Source organism: Bizionia argentinensis JUB59, from assembly GCF_000224335.1.
In the GTDB taxonomy this organism is placed as follows: domain Bacteria; phylum Bacteroidota; class Bacteroidia; order Flavobacteriales; family Flavobacteriaceae; genus Algorimicrobium; species Algorimicrobium argentinense.
In genome coordinates, this window is the sequence record NZ_AFXZ01000034.1 from 90,540 (window position 1) to 108,115 (window position 17,576).

The following is a 17,576-nucleotide window of genomic DNA, read 5'->3' on the forward strand; positions in this document are numbered from 1 at the left end:
ATAACAATGGCACATCCAAAAAGAAAAATCTCCAAAACAAGAAGAGATAAAAGAAGAACCCATTATAAAGCAGTTGCTCCACAAATTGCAACTTGCCCAACTACTGGCGAAGCGCACTTATACCACAGAGCTCATTGGTTTGAAGGAAAACTATATTACAGAGGTCAAGTTTTAATTGACAACTCGGTAACAGAAGAAAATGCAGCATAACTACTATGCGTGCATACAAGAAAACGCTCATCACTGAGCGTTTTTTTTATGATATATTTTTATAGAAGCCAAAAACGACTTAATTTGCACGAAATTAAACCGAAAGCTTGTACGTTTTTGCGATATTTCAGCAAAAACGCCTCATTTTAATGGTTTTAGCGAAATAATTTATACGGTATGAGTAAAATCTCAGCAGCAATTACAGCTGTAGGTGCGTATGTGCCAGATTACGTTTTAACAAACGAAATTTTAGAAACGTTAGTTGATACAAATGATGAATGGATAACTGCAAGAACAGGCATCAAAGAACGTAGAATTCTAAAAGATGAAGGCAAAGGCACTTCCTTTTTGGCTATAAACGCCGCCCAAGACCTAATTAACAAATCAGGTCTCAATCCTCAAGAAATAGACTTAGTTATTGTTGCTACAGCAACTCCAGATATGAAAGCAGCTTCAACTGCAGCATATACAGCCACACAAATAGGAGCTGTTAATGCTTTTTCATACGATTTAGAGGCAGCTTGCTCAAGCTTTTTATTTGGGATGTCTACAGCGGCTAGTTATATAGAATCTGGACGTTATAAAAAAGTGCTTTTAATAGGTGCCGATAAAAACTCATCTATGATTGATTATACTGATCGTGCCACCTGTATTATTTTTGGTGATGGCGCCGGTGCTGTTTTATTCGAACCTAATACTGAAAATCTCGGTTTACAAGATGAGTATTTAAGAAGTGACGGTTCAGGGCGTGACTTTTTACGGGCAACTCATGGTGGTTCATCTTATCCGTCAACACCTGAAGCCGTTAAAGAAGGTAAACATTTTATATATCAAGATGGAAAAACAGTGTTTAAAAATGCTGTTTTTAGTATGTCTGATGTAGTTGTTAAAATATTGGAGCGTAATAATTTAACAAATAATGATGTAACTTGGTTGGCAGCTCATCAAGCTAATCGACGTATTGTGAATGCAACAGCTAGTAGAATAGATCTTGACGAAAATAAAGTCATGATGAATATTGAGAAATATGGTAATACCACTTCGGCGACTTTACCATTATTATTAAACGACTATGAATCCCAATTAAAAAAGGGTGACAATATTATATTTGCAGCCTTTGGTGGCGGATTTACTTGGGGCTCTATTTACTTGAAATGGGCTTATAATTCTTAACTAACAAAAACTAACAAACGTAAAATCTAATAATTATGGATTTAAAAGATATTCAAAATTTAATAAAATTTGTGGCAAAGTCTGGTGCTAGCGAAGTGAAATTAGAAACCGACGACGTTAAAATTACTATTAAAACAGGTAGTGACGAAAAAACTGAAACAACAACATATGTTCAGCAAATTCCAGTAGGTACACCAATGGGGCATGCGCCAGTTATGCAACAACAACAAACTCCAGTTGCAGGAGCAACAGCTGCAGAAGTTCCTTCTGAAGATTCAAAATACATAACTATTAAATCGCCTATCATTGGGACGCTTTATAGAAAACCATCACCAGACAAACCTGTTTTTGTTGAAGTTGGCCAAAATATTAAAGAAGGTGATGTACTTTGTATTATTGAAGCCATGAAACTATTCAATGAAATTGAATCGGAAGTTTCTGGTAAAATAGTCAAAGTCCTGGTTGATGATTCATCTCCAGTTGAATTTGATCAACCTTTATTTTTAGTCGATCCATCATAACCATTTAATCCCGATATTTCGGGGTCAATTCTCATCCTGAAATAACTACTGATTTTAAATGTCAGGGTTTGGAATGTGCCTTTATATCATTAAATATATATCGGGATTCCACATATCGCGGGGTGAAATTTTAAATACTAAAAAGTTATGTTTAAAAAAATATTAGTTGCCAATAGAGGGGAAATAGCTTTACGTGTTATTAGAACTTGTAAAGAAATGGGCATAAAAACGGTAGCTGTTTACTCAACAGCAGACGCCGAAAGTCTTCATGTTAAATTTGCAGATGAAGCGGTATGTATCGGACCTCCACCAAGTAGTGAGTCGTATTTAAAAATGTCGAATATCATTGCGGCAGCCGAAATTACAAATGCCGATGCAATTCATCCAGGTTACGGGTTTTTATCAGAAAACGCCAAGTTTTCAAAAATCTGTGAAGAACATGATATAAAGTTTATTGGTGCTTCTGCGGAAATGATTAACCGCATGGGTGATAAAGCTAACGCCAAAGCTACAATGATAGAAGCTGGTGTTCCTTGTGTTCCAGGAAGTGAAGGTATTATTGACGATTATGCACATTGTGAGTTATTAGCAGAAGAAGTTGGCTATCCAGTAATGCTTAAAGCATCAGCCGGTGGTGGCGGAAAAGGAATGCGTGCCGTTTGGAAAAAAGAGAATTTAAAAGAAGCTTGGGAGTCGGCTAGACAAGAATCTAAAGCAGCTTTTGGAAACAATGATATGTATATGGAAAAACTCATTGAAGAGCCAAGACATATTGAGATCCAAATTGTAGGCGATTCTACGGGTAAAGCCTGTCATTTATCGGAGCGAGATTGTTCTATTCAACGTCGTCATCAAAAATTAACGGAAGAAGTGCCATCGCCATTTATGACGACAGCCTTACGTAAAAAAATGGGCGATGCCGCTGTTAAAGCTGCCGAATACATAAAGTATGAAGGTGCAGGTACAGTAGAATTTCTTGTGGATAAGCATCGTAATTTCTATTTTATGGAAATGAACACGCGGATCCAAGTAGAGCATCCAATTACCGAACAAGTTATTGATTTCGATTTAATCCGTGAGCAGATATTAGTGGCTTATGGCGTACCAATTTCAGGTAAAAATTATACACCTAAATTACATTCTATTGAATGTCGAATTAACGCAGAGGACCCGTTTAACGATTTTAGACCATCACCAGGAAGAATTACAACGCTTCATGCGCCAGGTGGGCATGGTGTTCGTTTAGATACACACGTTTATGCTGGTTATGTTATTCCGCCTTATTATGATTCTATGATTGCGAAACTAATTACCACGGCACAAACTCGTGAAGAGGCTATTAATAAAATGAAACGTGCATTGGATGAATTTGTTATTGAAGGTATCAAAACGACTATTCCTTTTCACAGACAGTTAATGGATCATCCAGATTATTTAGCAGGAAATTATACGACTAAATTTATGGAAGATTTCGTAATAGAAAAACCAAGTGATAACTAATAGTAAAGTCACTAAAAAAATTAATCGTTAACTAGTAGCGTTAATTTTATAATTTTAAAGCCCCTTTTTAGGGGCTTTTTTGTTATTTTGAATATTATTCTTTGACTATGAATTTATCGTATTGGGAAATTAAATCTTGGTTAAGCCACGTAAATTATACTATAGTAGGCAGTGGTATTGTTGGTTTAAGTTGTGCTTTACAATTAAAACAGCGATTCCCAAAAGCCAACATTTTAATTTTAGAACGCGGTTTATTACCACAAGGCGCCAGCGCCAAAAATGCAGGCTTTGCGTGCTTTGGAAGCTTAAGCGAAATTTTAGATGATTTAAAAACCCATTCAGAAGACGAGGTTTTAAAGCTTATTCAGAAACGTATTGACGGTTTAAATTTATTACGTCAAAATCTCTCCGATCAATCTATAGATTACCAGCAACTAGGTGGATACGAATTGTTTAATAATAACGATTTAGAGCTTTATGAAACTAGTTTAGCTCAAAGAAAAGCTATTAATAAATTGTTATTTCCCATATTAAAAGAATCTATATTTACGCTTAAAGCCAATTCTTTCGGATTTAAAAACATTCAAAATCAAGTCGTTTTTAATCTGTTTGAAGGACAAATAGATACAGGCAAAATGATGGAATCACTATTGCTGAAAGTTCAATCTGCAGGTATTAAAATATTAAATAATGTTACAGTTGAGGGTTTTACGGATTTAGATAGTGCTGTAGAAGTAAAAACAAATCACTTTCAATTTAAAACAGATAAATTATTCATTGCCACCAATGGTTTTGCATCACAATTAATAAACGAACCCGTAAAACCGGCAAGAGCGCAAGTACTTATTACAAAACCTATAAATAATTTAGATATAAAAGGAACGTTTCATTTAGATAAAGGTTACTATTACTTCCGAAATATTAATAATCGAATTCTGTTAGGTGGTGGGAGGAATTTAGATATTAAAGGCGAAGAAACCATGGAGATGACGGAAACAGATCTTATTCAAAATCATTTGGAGCAGCTATTAAAAACAACTATTTTACCCAATACACCTTTTGAAATAGACCATAGATGGTCCGGTATAATGGGGGTTGGAAACCAGAAAAATGCCATAGTAAAGCAACTTTCCACTAACGCTTTCTGCGGTGTGCGTTTAGGAGGAATGGGTATAGCTATTGGTAGTGTAATTGGAAAAGAACTCGCACAATTAATAGATTAATATGCTTAAAAAATTATTCAAGTTTATTTTTAAAATTATTTTATGGCTATTTATTATTTCAGTCGGCTTTGTGCTTCTTTTTAAATGGGTTCCAGTTCCTATTACGCCCTTAATGATAATTCGAGGAGCAGAGCAAAACGAGAAAGGTTTTAATAGGACCTGGCAACATGATTGGGTTTCAATTGATAAAATCTCATCTAATTTACAATTGGCTGTAATTTGTAGTGAAGATCAAAACTTTTTAAACCATAACGGTTTTGATATAAAGGCCATTGAAAAAGCGTATGAAAACAACAAAAAGGGTAAACGTATAAGAGGGGCAAGCACCATCAGTCAGCAAACTGCCAAGAATGTGTTTTTATGGCCAGAACGCAGTTGGTTGCGCAAAGGTTTGGAAACTTATTTTACGTTTTTAATCGAGTTAATATGGACCAAAGAACGGATTATGGAAGTCTATTTAAACAGTATAGAAATGGGCAACGGCATTTATGGAGCGGGAGCGGCCGCAAAATATTGGTATGGTAAATCAGCGGCTAAATTAACGGCTATGGAAGCGGCTTCAATTGCAGCTATTTTACCCAGTCCTTTAAGATATAAAGCGCAGCCCGCAAGTAATTATATTGCTGGTAGAAAAACCTGGATTGTAAGACAGATGAATTATTTTGGTAAACTAGATTATAAGCAGTCAGATAATGGAAAATAATCAGCTTAAACTACAACTACATAATTTATGTTTAGCTTCTGTTAATAGTCGGTTTCAGGCTATACAGAAGCTAATTATGGAGATTCAAGAGTCTTTGACTAGCGAAACTAAAAGTAGCGCTGGCGATAAGCATGAAACTGGTCGGGCTATGTTGCAATTGGAGCGCGAAAAGGCAGGAGCTCAACTTGCAGAAATTCAAAAGCAACAAGACATGCTTGCAAAAGTTGATGTTTTAAAAACCACGCAAACTATTTGTTTAGGAAGCGTTGTAGAAACATCTCAAGCTAATTATTTTATTGCTGTTAGTGCAGGCGAATTTACTATCGACAATCAATCCTATTACGCCATTTCACCCATAACACCTATTGGAAAGTTATTATTGGGTAAAACTGTTAATGAAACGATTAATTTTAATGAGAAGACCTTTAGAATTCTCAATATTATTTAGATATTTCGAGATAAACCACGTCATTTTTTGCTAATTCTGCATGGTGCTCAAACATGATAGTCTGTCCTTCTAATAGGGATTCAATTAAAAAATAAGACCCTTTAAAATAGGATTTTTTTACAGTTACTTTTAAGTCAGACTTATTTACAATCTTAAGTTGATTGGCATAAATAAACGTTTTGTTTAGTATATTGAATTCTCCAAAAAATGCCGCAACCAAAGCGCTTTTTGGCTCTTTATAAAGCATTTCAGGTTTCCCTTGAGCTGCGATAGATTCATTATTTAAAACAAATATCTGATCGGCAAAACCTAAAACATCTTCTTTATCGTGGGTTGCAACAACACAAGCGATATTCTTTTCTTTTAAATAATTAAAAACGTTTCGTCTTAAATCTTGCTTTTGGAAATTATCAATATGGCTAAAAGGTTCATCTAATAATAATATTTCGGGCGTTTCTGCTAGTGCACGAGCTAATGCTACACGTTGCTTTTGACCACCACTTAACAACTTCACTTTAGTTTTGGCAAAAGCAGTTAAGTCCACAACGGTAAGGAGTTCATCTATACGTTCTTTTTTTTCTTCTGGGAAGAAATTGGATAAGTGTTTGCCAATATTTTCTTCAACTGTTATAAAAGGCATCAATTCAAATTCTTGCGCTACATACTTCATAAAATCATAGCCAACAATTAAATTATGCTTAGGGCCCAAAATTTCGGTATCGTTCCAAAAAATATGACCTTTATTTAAATCGTATTTACCATATAACAATTTTAAAAGTGTACTTTTTCCAGAGCCACTTTCTCCAATTATAGCGGTGTTTTCACCCGGATTAATGGTTAAATTAATGGCCTGTAAGACAGGTGTTTTTTGATAAGCGAATGTGAGGTTTTTTACTTGTAGCATATAACAAAAATACGGCAAAATACATTCGCTTCGAAATGAATAGAAGTGAATTTATTTCTTTTAAGATAAGATATTATTGTTTAATAAATTTTCGATGAATAACACGGCCATCAGTTTCTAGACGTAAAATATAAAATCCGCTTTGTAATGTTGAAACATTCAGAGTATTATTTTCTAGTTTGGTATTTAAAACTTTTTTCCCATTTATATTGAAAACCGTTGCAATTCTACCATTTAAGGTAATAGTTGTGGAAATATTCAAAATCTTTTCAACAGGATTTGGATAAAGTGTAAGCGATTCTAATTTATGATCCTGAACCGATAAAGCTTGAGCTTCGGTAACACATAGTCTTTGATTGATGGTAGGATTCAAAATATTATCTACAACGCCAGATGGCCAATAAATAACCAAATTATTAATCGTGGTTTCTGCTCCTAATCCAAAATGTGTGTTTAAAGTGCTCATATATTTGAAACCTTCTCCGCTCCTTACATCTCGAATTTGCACACCAGAAGGCGTATGTATTTCAACGCGTGCGCCAATGCCATTTATGTTGCTGTAGCCAGTGGTTCCACTAGTACAAACGCTAATCCAGTTGTTGGAGTTTCCGCTGTTCATATAAATCTTACCGTTATTGAACGCGTCAATAAAACCATCGTTATTTAAATCGCCAAAGGCACCATTGTCGGTTGATAACATTTCAGAGTAAAGACTAAACGTTAGATCGCCATTCCCGAATAGAATATTTCCGTTGGAAACAATATCCAAATTACCATCGTTGTCAAAGTCATAAGTGGTATGTTCAAGGCCTGTTGCTAATAAAGCATTAACACCAGTGGTGCTAGAAACGTCAACAAAAGTAACTGCGGCGTTTCCATTAGAATCTATTGTTAAATCATTTCGTAAAAGTTTATGAGCGCCGGAGCTAGCACCTATAAATACATCCATATCGCCGTCGTTATCAAAATCACCCCAAGCTGCAGACCATGTTTGAATAGGATCGGCCAAATTTAAAGCGGCTGCTATTTCCGTAAACGTACCATCGCCGTTATTTCTATGCATTTGGTTGGTGCGTCTGGCTACTTCACCACCGCATTTAGCGATAAACAAATCTATATTTCTATCGTTATTATAATCTACCCAAATCGAGCCGTAATTTCCGCCGGAAGGATACAAACCTAAACCGGAAGGTACACCTGTAGCACTTTCTCCTTCATGAAAGACTAAATTACCTTGACCATCATTTATATAATAGACATTAGGTCCGGAGTCATGAGATATAAAAGCATCCAAATGGCCATCATTATTTATATCTATAAAGTTAGAGCGTTGTGTGAATATGTCCTCACCACTTGAAATTTCTGTATAACTACCATTGCTGTTAGAGCGCATAAAAGTAACACCGCTGCTGCTACCATAAATAAAATCTGTAAAACCATCAGCATTAAAATCGGCTGCTGCTAAACTCCATGAAGGTAAATTATCGGCAGAAGATGTTGTAATATTCCTTGTCTGAAAACCGCCAGAAGTTTGTTGCTCCTGAATGTTGATATTGGTTTTTGAAATGGAAACTATATCGTCTAAATGATCCCCATTCATGTCCACAATAGCGCGATTAGCACCAGTTGTAGGAATATTTTGAATGGTAAATGTTATTGGCGGAGGCGGTGGGGGCGGACTTTCTATAATTTGGAAATCGAAACCATTGGAACTCCATTTATTATCGAAAGCAATATAATAGGTTTCTCCGCCTGTAACGTTTAACGAAAGTGTCGATAAATAACCAGTGCCACTAGCGTCATCGCCACCTTCGCAAACTAAAGCGTTACACGTTCCGCTAAACACATGAATACGGGTATCGCCTCCACTATTTTGTTGTAAATCTGTTGTAATCGTTAAATAACTATTAGAATTTGGAATATATTTAAACCATTCGCCATTATTTCCAACAGGGAAAAATGGAATGCAATTAGGGTTTGGAGCTTGATTACCATCTATAGTAACCACGTTATAAATTCCGGGTTGTGTAATGGGTGTCGTTGCATCGGCTTCGGCACAGGTATTGGAACTGGTTTGGCCAAACGCTATTGCACTAAAAAGATATGCACTAAAAAATAATTTTATTTTCACAATATTAAAATAATTGATTAACAGCTTATATGTTTTTTAATAGTTTTAATTTAATTACATCTATCTGTGAGTGAGTTTATCCACTCTGTAATTAATAAAATTCCTTCTGTATGTTGAAGCGATCTTCCTAAAATAGGCATGCGATATTGTTCTTCAACAGCGCTCATTCTGAAAATTGCTACTGATCCAGATGGATTTCCAGGGTTTATTATTAAAGGATACGCGCTTCCCATATTGGTTTCGGGTGGCACACAAATTCCCATATTACGCGCTAGTTCACTTTCTTCAAAAGCAAAACGCATTGGGCGATATTCACAATGGCTTTCTTCGGAATGGCAATGCGCACAATTTATATCAAAATAGGACCTTGCTCGTAAATCTAAAGGTTGCAAGCTATCGTCCCAAGCTACTGTTGTGTCAATATTTTCAGGATAACTACTGTCCAAATAGCCATATTCTACCCATTTTTCTAGTTGATTGGTTGTGCCTTCTGGATAATTATAATCTTTATTTAAATTCTGCGGTTTTGGACCAATGGGAATTGGAGTGCCAAATTTATTATGACACGTAAAACACTCCGTTCGGGAGGGAACCCGATAATTAACGCTTTTAGTAGTCCCAGAGTCGATCCAGTCAATTGTTGAAAAACTGCCATTAACTGTAAAAGTTGCCTCGGTTTGATTGGTATTCCAAACATATTCTGCAAATTCCCATCCCGATTCTGTAAAGTACATCAAGCGTGTTTCAATAATTTTTGTGTTTCCAGTTGGCAGAACATTTTCGTAGTAAAAGTTTTTAATTAAAAATGTGCCAATTGGGAAGTCTAAAGGTGTGTAATCACTATTATAAGTGGCTTTACTGCCATTTGGTATCCATAAAAAACGCTTTTTTTTGGCATAATCACTAAATAGACCGGAATTCAAATCATAAGGAATAACACCAGATACGGGTTCGAGATTCTTTAACTCGCCTTCAAAAAATTTATAATCGGATAATTTAGGATATGGCAGGGAAACTGGATCATACACTACAGGGGATGCCGGTAAAACTGTAACTGATACCGTTGCTGTTGCACAGTTTTCACCTAATGAACAAATAGTGTATGCAAAATTATCTATTCCTAAAAAATTACTAGTTGGAGTGTACAGGATTTTATCATCGCTAGGGTTTTCTGGCGTGCCGTTATCCATAACAGAAATGGTAGCGTTACTGGAATTAGAAATCGTTAAAACTCCTGTTTTAGGAATATTGGTGTCGTTAGAAAACACATCGATTTCAATAAAACTATTTTGATAGACTTGCGTACTATCATTTTGTGTTTTGATTTGAATAGATATGTAATCGTAATCGTCCGAATTACAGGCAAATATAAAAACAACAAATGCGAGTAAAAAGAGATTATTTTGTTTCATAATTGATTGAAATAGCAATTACGAATTTATAAAAAGTTATTACAAGTTATTGATTTACAGCTAATTTTCGACTACATGTACTGAATACACGCTAAACTAAATTATTTGCCACTAAATACTCGGCAATTTGAATGGTATTTGTAGCAGCACCTTTTCGTAAATTATCTGCAACTATCCACATGTTAATGGTATTTGGTTGCGATTCGTCTCTTCGAATTCTTCCTACAAAAACATCGTCCTTTCCATGTGCATAAATTGGCATTGGGTAGGTGTTAACATCTGGGTTGTCTTGCAAAACAATACCTGTGGTTTCATTTAGAAGTTTGCGAACATCATTTAAAATAAAATCATTTTCAAACTCAATATTTACCGATTCACTATGACCGCCGGCTGTAGGGATTCTTACGGCAGTTGCAGTAACAGCTATGGATTTATCATCCAATATTTTCTGTGTTTCACGCACCAATTTCATTTCTTCTTTGGTGTAGCCATTGTCTTCAAAAACATCACAATGTGGCAAAGCGTTTTGATGAATAGGATATGGATAAGCCATTTCACCTTTTACACCTGCCATTTCATTTTCTAATTGCTTAATAGCTTTTACGCCCGTTCCAGAAATGGATTGATAAGTAGAAACTACAACACGCTTAATTTTATATTTTTTATGAAGTGGCGCTAAAACCATAACCATTTGAATTGTAGAGCAGTTAGGACTTGCAATTATTTTATCGGTTTTAGTTAAAGATGACGCATTAATTTCTGGAATAATTAATTTTTTATCCGTGTCCATTCGCCAAGCCGAAGAATTATCTATAACCGTCGTTCCTGCAGCTGCAAATTTTGGCGCCCATTCTACTGATGTTTCACCACCAGCTGAAAATAAAGCAATTTCAGGATTTAAAGATACTGCTGTTTCAAGACTTACTATTTTATGGTCTTTTCCTTTAAAAGAAATGGTTTTCCCTACTGATCTTATGGAAGCAACAGGAATTAATTCCGTTACAGGAAAATTGCGTTCTTCTAAAATTTTCAACATGACTTCGCCAACCATTCCGGTGGCACCAATTACCGCTACTTTCATCTGTATCATTTTATAATTACAAAACTAAAGAATTAATCAGGCTTTCGGTTCAAATAAAACATAAAAAAACCACTTCAGTTACGAAGTGGTTTAGGGTTAGAATATATAGTGTAGCGGTTACTACTTATTGTTTTTTTAATAAATCGCGAATATCCATAAGTAATTGATTATCAGAAGGTCCTTTTGGAGCCTCTGGAGCTTTTACTACGGGCTTTTTAGTTTTGTTGTAAGCTTTTACAATCATAAATAATACAAAACCAACCGTAATTAAATTGATTATAGAATTAACCCATTTACCATACATAACGGCATTTTCTGGTTTTGTAACCGTTCCGTCAGCAGCTATAATAGCTTCATCAAGAACAATTTTCATATCGGCAAAATCAAGTCCGCCTGCAAAATGGCCAATAAATGGCATCATAATATCGGATACAAATCCATTGACAACCATACCAACTGCGCCAGCTAAAATAACAGCAACAGCGAGGTCAATGACGTTACCCGTCATTATAAAGTTTTTAAATTCCTTTAACATAATAAGTGGTTTTTAGTAAGTGATTAATAGTTTAAATTTAGACAAAAAGTTGATTGAAAGCCAATGAACCTATAAATTATTTTAAAAACACGCGTTTTACTCTTTGTGAAATAGCTGTTATAATTTCATAGGAAATACTTGTTGTTGCTAAGGCAAAAGCATTTGCAGTTGGATTTTTTCCAAAAATGATAACCTCATCACCTTCTTGACAATTAATATCTGAAATATCAATCATAATCATATCCATACAAACATTTCCAATAATAGGTGCTTGCTTATTGTTAATAGTTACAAAGCCTTTGCCATTACCGTATTGTCTGCCAATTCCATCGGCATGGCCAACAGGGATTGTAGCTATTTTTGTCTGTTTGTTGGCTATAAATGCGCGGTTATAACCAACACTATCACCTTTTTTAATAGTGTGAATTTGCGAAATAATAGATTTTAATGTCGCAATCGGCGTAAAATGTTGGTCTTCTAAATCCGAATTACCAAAACCATAAAGACCAATTCCGGATCGAACCATATCAAAATGAGCTTCTGGATAATTTAATATTCCAGACGTATTACAAAGGTGTAATATGGGTTTAAAACCTATGGATTCTGTAAATTCTTCCGAAATATCTTTAAATGTTTGGATTTGTTTTTCTGTAAATTCTTTTTCATTAAAATCCTCACTAGCCGCTAAATGGGAAAACAATGATTTTGCTAGAATGCTTGATGTATTTTTTAATATAGACACAACATCCGAAACATCATCAGATTCAAAACCCAATCGGTTTAATCCTGTATTAAATTTAATATGAACGGGATAGTTGGATTGCTTTTCAGTATGAGCAACTTTTATAAATTCATTTAAAACAAAATGGCTATATAAACTAGGTTCCAGTGCGTGCTCAATAAGTGTCTTAAAATTCATGGATTGTGGATGCAACACTAAAATTGGTGTTTTAACGCCTGCTTCGCGCAGAGCAATACCTTCATGCGTGTAGGCTACAGCGAAATAATCGATATCTAGATTTTCTAAATATTGAGCAATTTCTACAGAGCTACTACCATAAGCGAAAGCTTTTACAACTGCTAGAATTTTCGTTTTAGGTTTTACCCGTGTTTTAAGGTATTGGAAATTTTCTTTTAAGGCATTTAAGTCTATTTCAAGAACGGTTTCATGCACTTTTTCCATGGGTATCTTATAGGTTTTTAGGAATTTCTTCGGCTTCACTAACTTTCATATTTCGAATCTTATCACGTTGCATGGATTTGTAATATGCGGCGCGACTAAGCGGTTCGTATTCCTCGACTTCGCCAAGTAAAACCAAGTTGTCATTTTGAGATTTTCGGTAGCTAAACTGTGCTAAATTTCCCGTTTTGGTACAAATAGCATGCACTTTGGTAACATATTCCGCAGTTGCCATTAAGTTCGGCATAGGTCCAAAAGGATTACCCTTAAAGTCCATGTCTAGACCGGCAACAATAACCCGAACGCCTTTGTTGGCTAAATCGTTACAAACGCGAACAATTTCATCATCAAAAAACTGGGCTTCGTCAATACCAACCACATCGCAGCCATCGGCTAAAATAGGAATATTGGCAGCGGCAGGAACAGGTGTTGATCGGATTTGATTAGCATCGTGAGAGACTACCATTTCTTCATCATAACGCGAATCTACAGTCGGTTTAAAGATCTCTACTTTTTGTTTTGCAAATTGGGCGCGCTTAAGTCTACGAATTAATTCTTCTGTTTTACCAGAAAACATAGATCCGCAGATAACTTCTATCCAACCAAATTGTTCTTTATGATTTACTGTATTTTCGAGAAACATTTTGTAATTTTAACACTAAAACAAACGGTATGTTCGTTTTGTATAAAGGTGGCGTAAATTTATTAAAAATCAAAAGCATAAATAGGTTTTAAAGTTAAAAGTTATGAAGAAGAAGTTAGAGGCTGAATTAATGAGTATTGCACACAGAATACTAAAGTTAAAAGGAAAAGACGATCTTAATAAAATGCATCAAGAAGTCGCTATGCTCTATGAAAAACTAACGGTTTTAAAATTTGCAAAAGAAAATTTAGAGGATAATATTCCAACTATTGGTAACGATTCGTCATTCTTTGATATGTTGGACGTTGCTTTTAATAATAAAGTGAGCGATAATATAGAGTTTGAAGATCGTACCTATATAAACATGGATGACTCGGATCATGACGATATTATGGAACCTGCCATTGAGAAAATTAAAGATATGGTTGCTCAAATGCCACTAGAAGCAGAAATGGTAGATGCACTTTTTAATAAAACGGAACCTAAAACACAAGGTCGTGTTATGGATTTTGATGAAATTACAGCTGGTTTTGCAACAGAACCTATTTTTGATCCCGTGAAAAGAATTGATCCTAATGCGAAAAAATCACTTAACGATAAGCTTAAAAAAGGCATTATTATTGGGCTTAATGACAAAATAGCTTTTATAAAACATTTATTTGATGGTGAAGGTGATGATTATAATCGTGTTATTTCTCAAGTGAATACTTTAAACTCTGTTGAAGAGGTTCATCAGTTTATTCTGAATATCGTTAAACCAGATTATAATAATTGGGAAGGTAAAAGCGTTTATGAATTACGCTTTATGGAACTTATTGAAGGTAAATTCGACTAATACTTGGAGCCTGTTTTAAAGATAAAATCACTAAATCCATTAGTTTAAATTTCTATTTAAATAAGCTTTTTAACTGGGCTTTTTTATGTTGAAATTGTTTCAAAGATTGTAAATTTGAATCGAAATCACGCTTTATGAAATTGTACATTGTTCCAACACCAATTGGGAATCTTAAAGACATGACATTTAGAGCCGTAGAGGTTTTAAAATCTGTCGATTTAATTCTTGCTGAAGACACACGAACTTCTGGAAAACTGCTAAAACATTTTGATGTTTTAACGCCTTCACAATCCCATCATATGCATAATGAGCATAAAACGGTGGAAAACTTAATTAACAAACTGAAAAGTGGCGTTACCATGGCATTAATTAGTGATGCCGGAACACCAGCTATCTCAGATCCTGGTTTTTTATTGACCAGAGCTTGTATTGAAAATAATATTGAAGTCGATTGTTTACCAGGCGCCACGGCTTTTGTACCTGCTTTAGTGAACAGCGGTTTACCAAATGATAAATTTGTTTTTGAAGGTTTTTTGCCTGTAAAAAAAGGGCGTCAAACCCGGTTGTTACTTTTGGCTGAAGAAACACGAACGATTATCTTTTATGAAAGTCCACATAAACTTATAAAAACTTTGACTCATTTTTGTGAATATTTTGGAGAAGAAAGACCTGTTTCTGTATCTCGCGAAATCACCAAACTCTACGAAGAAACCATCCGAGGAACTGCCAAAGAAGTTTTAGAACATTATACAAATAAACCACCAAAAGGAGAAATTGTTGTGGTTGTTGGTGGGAAAAAGTAATCTTATTGTTTTGTAGAAAAACAAAAGTAGGTCAAAATCGTTTTTTCAAAAACCAATATTAGCTTCATAATATGTGTTTGGACTAGAAAAATGATTTTTTGTTTCTCTACTCGCAGTATATCCAAACTTTAGATTTTTCCTAACAGTATCTGTTTAAAATTTAAGTATCTTAATCTTTACAAATTAGGGGTATGAAAAATAAACATTATGACGTTTTTGTCATTGGCAGTGGTATTGCTGGACAAACCGCTGCAAAAATTTGCAGAGAAAACAATTTGAGCGTTGCCATTTCCGATAATAGGGAATTTGGAGGTACTTGTGCTAATAGAGGTTGCGATTCTAAAAAAATATTATTACAATTTTCGGAATTACTTTATCAAAGTAAGAGGTTGGAAGGACTTGGTATTAAAAAACTTCCCAAATTAAACTGGAAGAAAGTCCAGAAATTCAGACGCTCATTTTCTAATCCTATTCCGCCCAATACAGAACAAAATTTAAAAGATCTAGGCATTTCACTTTACCATCAATCGCCAAAATTTATAAGTAAAAATGAAGTTGAGGTAGAAGGAAAAGTTGTTTCTGCCGATCACTTTATTATTGCTACCGGAAATATTCCAAGAGAATTGGATATAGAAGGTAAGGAGTTTTTAAAAGTAAGCGAAGATGTTTTGGATTTAAAGAAAATTCCGAAGTCTATAACCTTTATTGGTTCTGGTTATATTGCCATGGAGTTTGCTTGTATGTTAGCAACTTTGGGTTGCCAGGTTACTATTATTGAAAGAGATAAAACGTCTTTGGCCAATTTCGATCAGTTTCTAGTAAATAAACTGATGACAAAAATGGAAAGATTGGGCGTGAAATTTATTTTTAATGCGGACGTGACTGCTGTTAAAGAACTAAAAAAGAATTTAAAAGTCTCCTATGCTGTCAATGGTAATACTGAAACACATAAATCCAGACTAGTTATTAATACTGCTGGAAGAGTTGCTGCTGTAAAAGCTTTGCAACTTGAAAATGCAGGTGTTGAGGTGGACAAAGATGGCGTTGTAGTAAACGATTATTTACAGAGTAAATCACATCCAAAAGTATATGCCTGTGGCGATGTTTCCAATAAATCATTGGCGTTAACACCGCTTTCAGGTTTGCAAGGTTATATTGCAGGTAATAATGTGGTTAAAGAAAAAACCAAAACGTTTGATGTGCCTTGTGTGCCTTCAACCGTATTTACCACGCCAAATTTATCTTCCGTGGGTTATGGTGAAGAAGAAGCTAAAGCACGTTATAAAAATATAAAAGTGTATCAAGGTGATGCCAGCGATTGGTTCAATGCAAAAAAAGAGAATGAAGATACATATGCTTACACAATATTAGTCAATGAGCGTACCGATGAAATTGTAGGCGCTCATATTTTAAGTTCGGAAGCGAATGAAAGTATCAACGTATTTGCTACGGCTATTTATAATAAAATGACAGTAAAGGAATTTAAAAACATGATTTTTACATATCCTTCCTATGTTATCGATTTTAAGAGTATGATGGAAAATTAAAAGCTGTTAAAAATCTTAAATTGTAATTGCAGTTTTGTCGTAAATGTAATTATGTACGCTGTAATTAAAGTCTGTGACAATTAAAATATTTTGGTAGAAACGCTTATATTGAAATAATGCAAGATTTACTCCATAACATTCGTCAATGTACCATTTGTAAAGATTATTTACCATTAGGTCCAAGACCGGTTCTGTCAGCACACAAAAATTCTAAAATCGTGATTATTGGTCAAGCGCCGGGAACTAAAGTTCATAAATCAGGAATACCATGGGATGATGCTAGTGGGAAACAATTACGAGCTTGGTTGGATGTAACAGACGAGCAATTCTATAATCCAGAAAATTTTGCCATAATACCAATGGGTTTCTGTTATCCGGGAAAGGGCAAATCTGGCGATTTACCGCCAAGGCCAGAATGTGCACCGCAATGGCATAATCAACTCTGGGAGCATATGCCGAAAGTAGAACTAGTTTTACTAATTGGTATGTATGCGCAGCGCTATTATTTAAAAGATAGAGCCAAAAAAACACTAACGGAAACGGTTGATAATTTTCAGGATTACTTACCGCGCTATTTGCCCTTACCGCATCCATCGCCAAGGAATCGCTTTTGGTTTACTAAAAACCCTTGGTTTCAAACAGATATATTGCCTATATTAAAATCGAAAACACACAGTCTTATAAAATGAAAAATCTATCTTTAACTTTCCCCTAAAATATTAGAAAA

At 34.9% G+C, this 17,576-nt stretch carries 18 protein-coding genes; 11 read left to right on the top strand and 7 right to left on the bottom strand.

Annotation, left to right across the window (positions count from 1 at the left end):
• Window positions 1-6: 6 nt before the first annotated feature.
• From rpmF to BZARG_RS09595, 7 genes are all read left to right on the top strand, one after another.
• Entirely contained in the window at window positions 7-210 is a 204-nt protein-coding gene (rpmF, locus tag BZARG_RS09565; RefSeq protein ID WP_008637644.1) for a 50S ribosomal protein L32, read from the top strand.
• A 177-nt stretch (window positions 211-387) separates the two neighbouring features.
• On the top strand, window positions 388-1,383 hold the full coding sequence (locus BZARG_RS09570) for a beta-ketoacyl-ACP synthase III (protein WP_008637803.1): 996 nt from the start codon (window positions 388-390) through the stop codon (window positions 1,381-1,383).
• A gap of 35 nt (window positions 1,384-1,418) precedes the next feature.
• Window positions 1,419-1,904 carry an acetyl-CoA carboxylase biotin carboxyl carrier protein gene (gene accB, locus BZARG_RS09575; RefSeq protein WP_008637654.1) on the top strand — a complete coding sequence of 162 codons (486 nt, stop codon included), beginning with the start codon at window positions 1,419-1,421 and terminating at the stop codon, window positions 1,902-1,904.
• Window positions 1,905-2,051: 147 nt separating this feature from the next.
• Window positions 2,052-3,404: an acetyl-CoA carboxylase biotin carboxylase subunit gene (accC, locus tag BZARG_RS09580; RefSeq protein WP_008637821.1), complete on the top strand. Its 1,353-nt coding sequence runs from the start codon at window positions 2,052-2,054 to the stop codon at window positions 3,402-3,404.
• A 107-nt stretch (window positions 3,405-3,511) separates the two neighbouring features.
• A complete protein-coding gene (locus tag BZARG_RS09585; protein ID WP_008637639.1) occupies window positions 3,512-4,627 on the top strand; it encodes an NAD(P)/FAD-dependent oxidoreductase in 1,116 nt (371 codons plus the stop codon).
• Between the two features lies 1 nt (window position 4,628).
• Window positions 4,629-5,330: a monofunctional biosynthetic peptidoglycan transglycosylase gene (gene mtgA / locus BZARG_RS09590; RefSeq protein ID WP_008637827.1), complete on the top strand. Its 702-nt coding sequence runs from the start codon at window positions 4,629-4,631 to the stop codon at window positions 5,328-5,330.
• Window positions 5,320-5,778, top strand: a complete 459-nt coding sequence (locus BZARG_RS09595; RefSeq protein WP_040288401.1) for a 3-oxoacyl-ACP synthase — start codon at window positions 5,320-5,322, stop codon at window positions 5,776-5,778. Before mtgA ends, BZARG_RS09595 begins: the two co-directional genes overlap by 11 nt.
• Here the strand turns inward: BZARG_RS09595 and BZARG_RS09600 are convergent.
• The 7 genes from BZARG_RS09600 to BZARG_RS09630 form a co-directional block, all read right to left on the bottom strand.
• Complete coding sequence (locus BZARG_RS09600; RefSeq protein ID WP_008637620.1) at window positions 5,771-6,682, bottom strand: ABC transporter ATP-binding protein; 912 nt, start codon at window positions 6,680-6,682, stop codon at window positions 5,771-5,773. The two genes, BZARG_RS09595 and BZARG_RS09600, sit on opposite strands and share 8 nt — an antisense overlap.
• Before the next feature lie 73 nt (window positions 6,683-6,755).
• Window positions 6,756-8,813 carry an FG-GAP-like repeat-containing protein gene (locus BZARG_RS09605; RefSeq protein ID WP_237702587.1) on the bottom strand — a complete coding sequence of 686 codons (2,058 nt, stop codon included), beginning with the start codon at window positions 8,811-8,813 and terminating at the stop codon, window positions 6,756-6,758.
• Window positions 8,814-8,863: 50 nt separating this feature from the next.
• Window positions 8,864-10,225 (bottom strand): Ig-like domain-containing protein, encoded by a 1,362-nt coding sequence (locus BZARG_RS09610; protein WP_008637759.1) that lies wholly within the window; start codon window positions 10,223-10,225, stop codon window positions 8,864-8,866.
• 91 nt (window positions 10,226-10,316) lie between these two features.
• On the bottom strand, window positions 10,317-11,306 hold the full coding sequence (locus tag BZARG_RS09615; RefSeq protein WP_008637716.1) for an aspartate-semialdehyde dehydrogenase: 990 nt from the start codon (window positions 11,304-11,306) through the stop codon (window positions 10,317-10,319).
• Window positions 11,307-11,430: 124 nt separating this feature from the next.
• Complete coding sequence (gene mscL / locus BZARG_RS09620) at window positions 11,431-11,841, bottom strand: large conductance mechanosensitive channel protein MscL (protein WP_008637873.1); 411 nt, start codon at window positions 11,839-11,841, stop codon at window positions 11,431-11,433.
• Between the two features lie 76 nt (window positions 11,842-11,917).
• Window positions 11,918-13,024 carry an alanine racemase gene (gene alr, locus BZARG_RS09625; protein WP_008637791.1) on the bottom strand — a complete coding sequence of 369 codons (1,107 nt, stop codon included), beginning with the start codon at window positions 13,022-13,024 and terminating at the stop codon, window positions 11,918-11,920.
• Window positions 13,025-13,031: 7 nt separating this feature from the next.
• Window positions 13,032-13,664 carry a thymidine kinase gene (locus tag BZARG_RS09630; protein WP_008637754.1) on the bottom strand — a complete coding sequence of 211 codons (633 nt, stop codon included), beginning with the start codon at window positions 13,662-13,664 and terminating at the stop codon, window positions 13,032-13,034.
• Window positions 13,665-13,767: 103 nt separating this feature from the next.
• Between BZARG_RS09630 and BZARG_RS09635 the strand changes: the two genes are divergently transcribed.
• The 4 genes from BZARG_RS09635 to BZARG_RS09650 all read left to right on the top strand — a co-directional run bounded on the left by BZARG_RS09635 (window position 13,768) and on the right by BZARG_RS09650 (window position 17,538).
• Window positions 13,768-14,499 (top strand): hypothetical protein, encoded by a 732-nt coding sequence (locus tag BZARG_RS09635; RefSeq protein ID WP_008637710.1) that lies wholly within the window; start codon window positions 13,768-13,770, stop codon window positions 14,497-14,499.
• 134 nt (window positions 14,500-14,633) lie between these two features.
• Window positions 14,634-15,302 (top strand): 16S rRNA (cytidine(1402)-2'-O)-methyltransferase, encoded by a 669-nt coding sequence (rsmI, locus tag BZARG_RS09640; RefSeq protein ID WP_040288403.1) that lies wholly within the window; start codon window positions 14,634-14,636, stop codon window positions 15,300-15,302.
• A gap of 191 nt (window positions 15,303-15,493) precedes the next feature.
• Window positions 15,494-16,849 carry a dihydrolipoyl dehydrogenase family protein gene (locus BZARG_RS09645; protein WP_008637802.1) on the top strand — a complete coding sequence of 452 codons (1,356 nt, stop codon included), beginning with the start codon at window positions 15,494-15,496 and terminating at the stop codon, window positions 16,847-16,849.
• 116 nt (window positions 16,850-16,965) lie between these two features.
• On the top strand, window positions 16,966-17,538 hold the full coding sequence (locus BZARG_RS09650; RefSeq protein ID WP_040288405.1) for a uracil-DNA glycosylase family protein: 573 nt from the start codon (window positions 16,966-16,968) through the stop codon (window positions 17,536-17,538).
• Window positions 17,539-17,576 lie beyond the last annotated feature (38 nt).

What these genes read in the sequence shown, in the direction of transcription:
- rpmF (WP_008637644.1), top strand. Translation starts at nt 7, where the DNA reads ATGGCACATCCAAAAAGAAAAATCTCCAAAACAAGAAGAGATAAAAGA.
- BZARG_RS09570 (WP_008637803.1), top strand. Translation starts at nt 388, where the DNA reads ATGAGTAAAATCTCAGCAGCAATTACAGCTGTAGGTGCGTATGTGCCA.
- accB (WP_008637654.1), top strand. Translation starts at nt 1,419, where the DNA reads ATGGATTTAAAAGATATTCAAAATTTAATAAAATTTGTGGCAAAGTCT.
- accC (WP_008637821.1), top strand. Translation starts at nt 2,052, where the DNA reads ATGTTTAAAAAAATATTAGTTGCCAATAGAGGGGAAATAGCTTTACGT.
- BZARG_RS09585 (WP_008637639.1), top strand. Translation starts at nt 3,512, where the DNA reads ATGAATTTATCGTATTGGGAAATTAAATCTTGGTTAAGCCACGTAAAT.
- mtgA (WP_008637827.1), top strand. Translation starts at nt 4,629, where the DNA reads ATGCTTAAAAAATTATTCAAGTTTATTTTTAAAATTATTTTATGGCTA.
- BZARG_RS09595 (WP_040288401.1), top strand. Translation starts at nt 5,320, where the DNA reads ATGGAAAATAATCAGCTTAAACTACAACTACATAATTTATGTTTAGCT.
- BZARG_RS09600 (WP_008637620.1), bottom strand. Translation starts at nt 6,682, where the DNA reads ATGCTACAAGTAAAAAACCTCACATTCGCTTATCAAAAAACACCTGTC.
- BZARG_RS09610 (WP_008637759.1), bottom strand. Translation starts at nt 10,225, where the DNA reads ATGAAACAAAATAATCTCTTTTTACTCGCATTTGTTGTTTTTATATTT.
- BZARG_RS09615 (WP_008637716.1), bottom strand. Translation starts at nt 11,306, where the DNA reads ATGAAAGTAGCGGTAATTGGTGCCACCGGAATGGTTGGCGAAGTCATG.
- mscL (WP_008637873.1), bottom strand. Translation starts at nt 11,841, where the DNA reads ATGTTAAAGGAATTTAAAAACTTTATAATGACGGGTAACGTCATTGAC.
- alr (WP_008637791.1), bottom strand. Translation starts at nt 13,024, where the DNA reads ATGGAAAAAGTGCATGAAACCGTTCTTGAAATAGACTTAAATGCCTTA.
- BZARG_RS09630 (WP_008637754.1), bottom strand. Translation starts at nt 13,664, where the DNA reads ATGTTTCTCGAAAATACAGTAAATCATAAAGAACAATTTGGTTGGATA.
- BZARG_RS09635 (WP_008637710.1), top strand. Translation starts at nt 13,768, where the DNA reads ATGAAGAAGAAGTTAGAGGCTGAATTAATGAGTATTGCACACAGAATA.
- rsmI (WP_040288403.1), top strand. Translation starts at nt 14,634, where the DNA reads ATGAAATTGTACATTGTTCCAACACCAATTGGGAATCTTAAAGACATG.
- BZARG_RS09645 (WP_008637802.1), top strand. Translation starts at nt 15,494, where the DNA reads ATGAAAAATAAACATTATGACGTTTTTGTCATTGGCAGTGGTATTGCT.
- BZARG_RS09650 (WP_040288405.1), top strand. Translation starts at nt 16,966, where the DNA reads ATGCAAGATTTACTCCATAACATTCGTCAATGTACCATTTGTAAAGAT.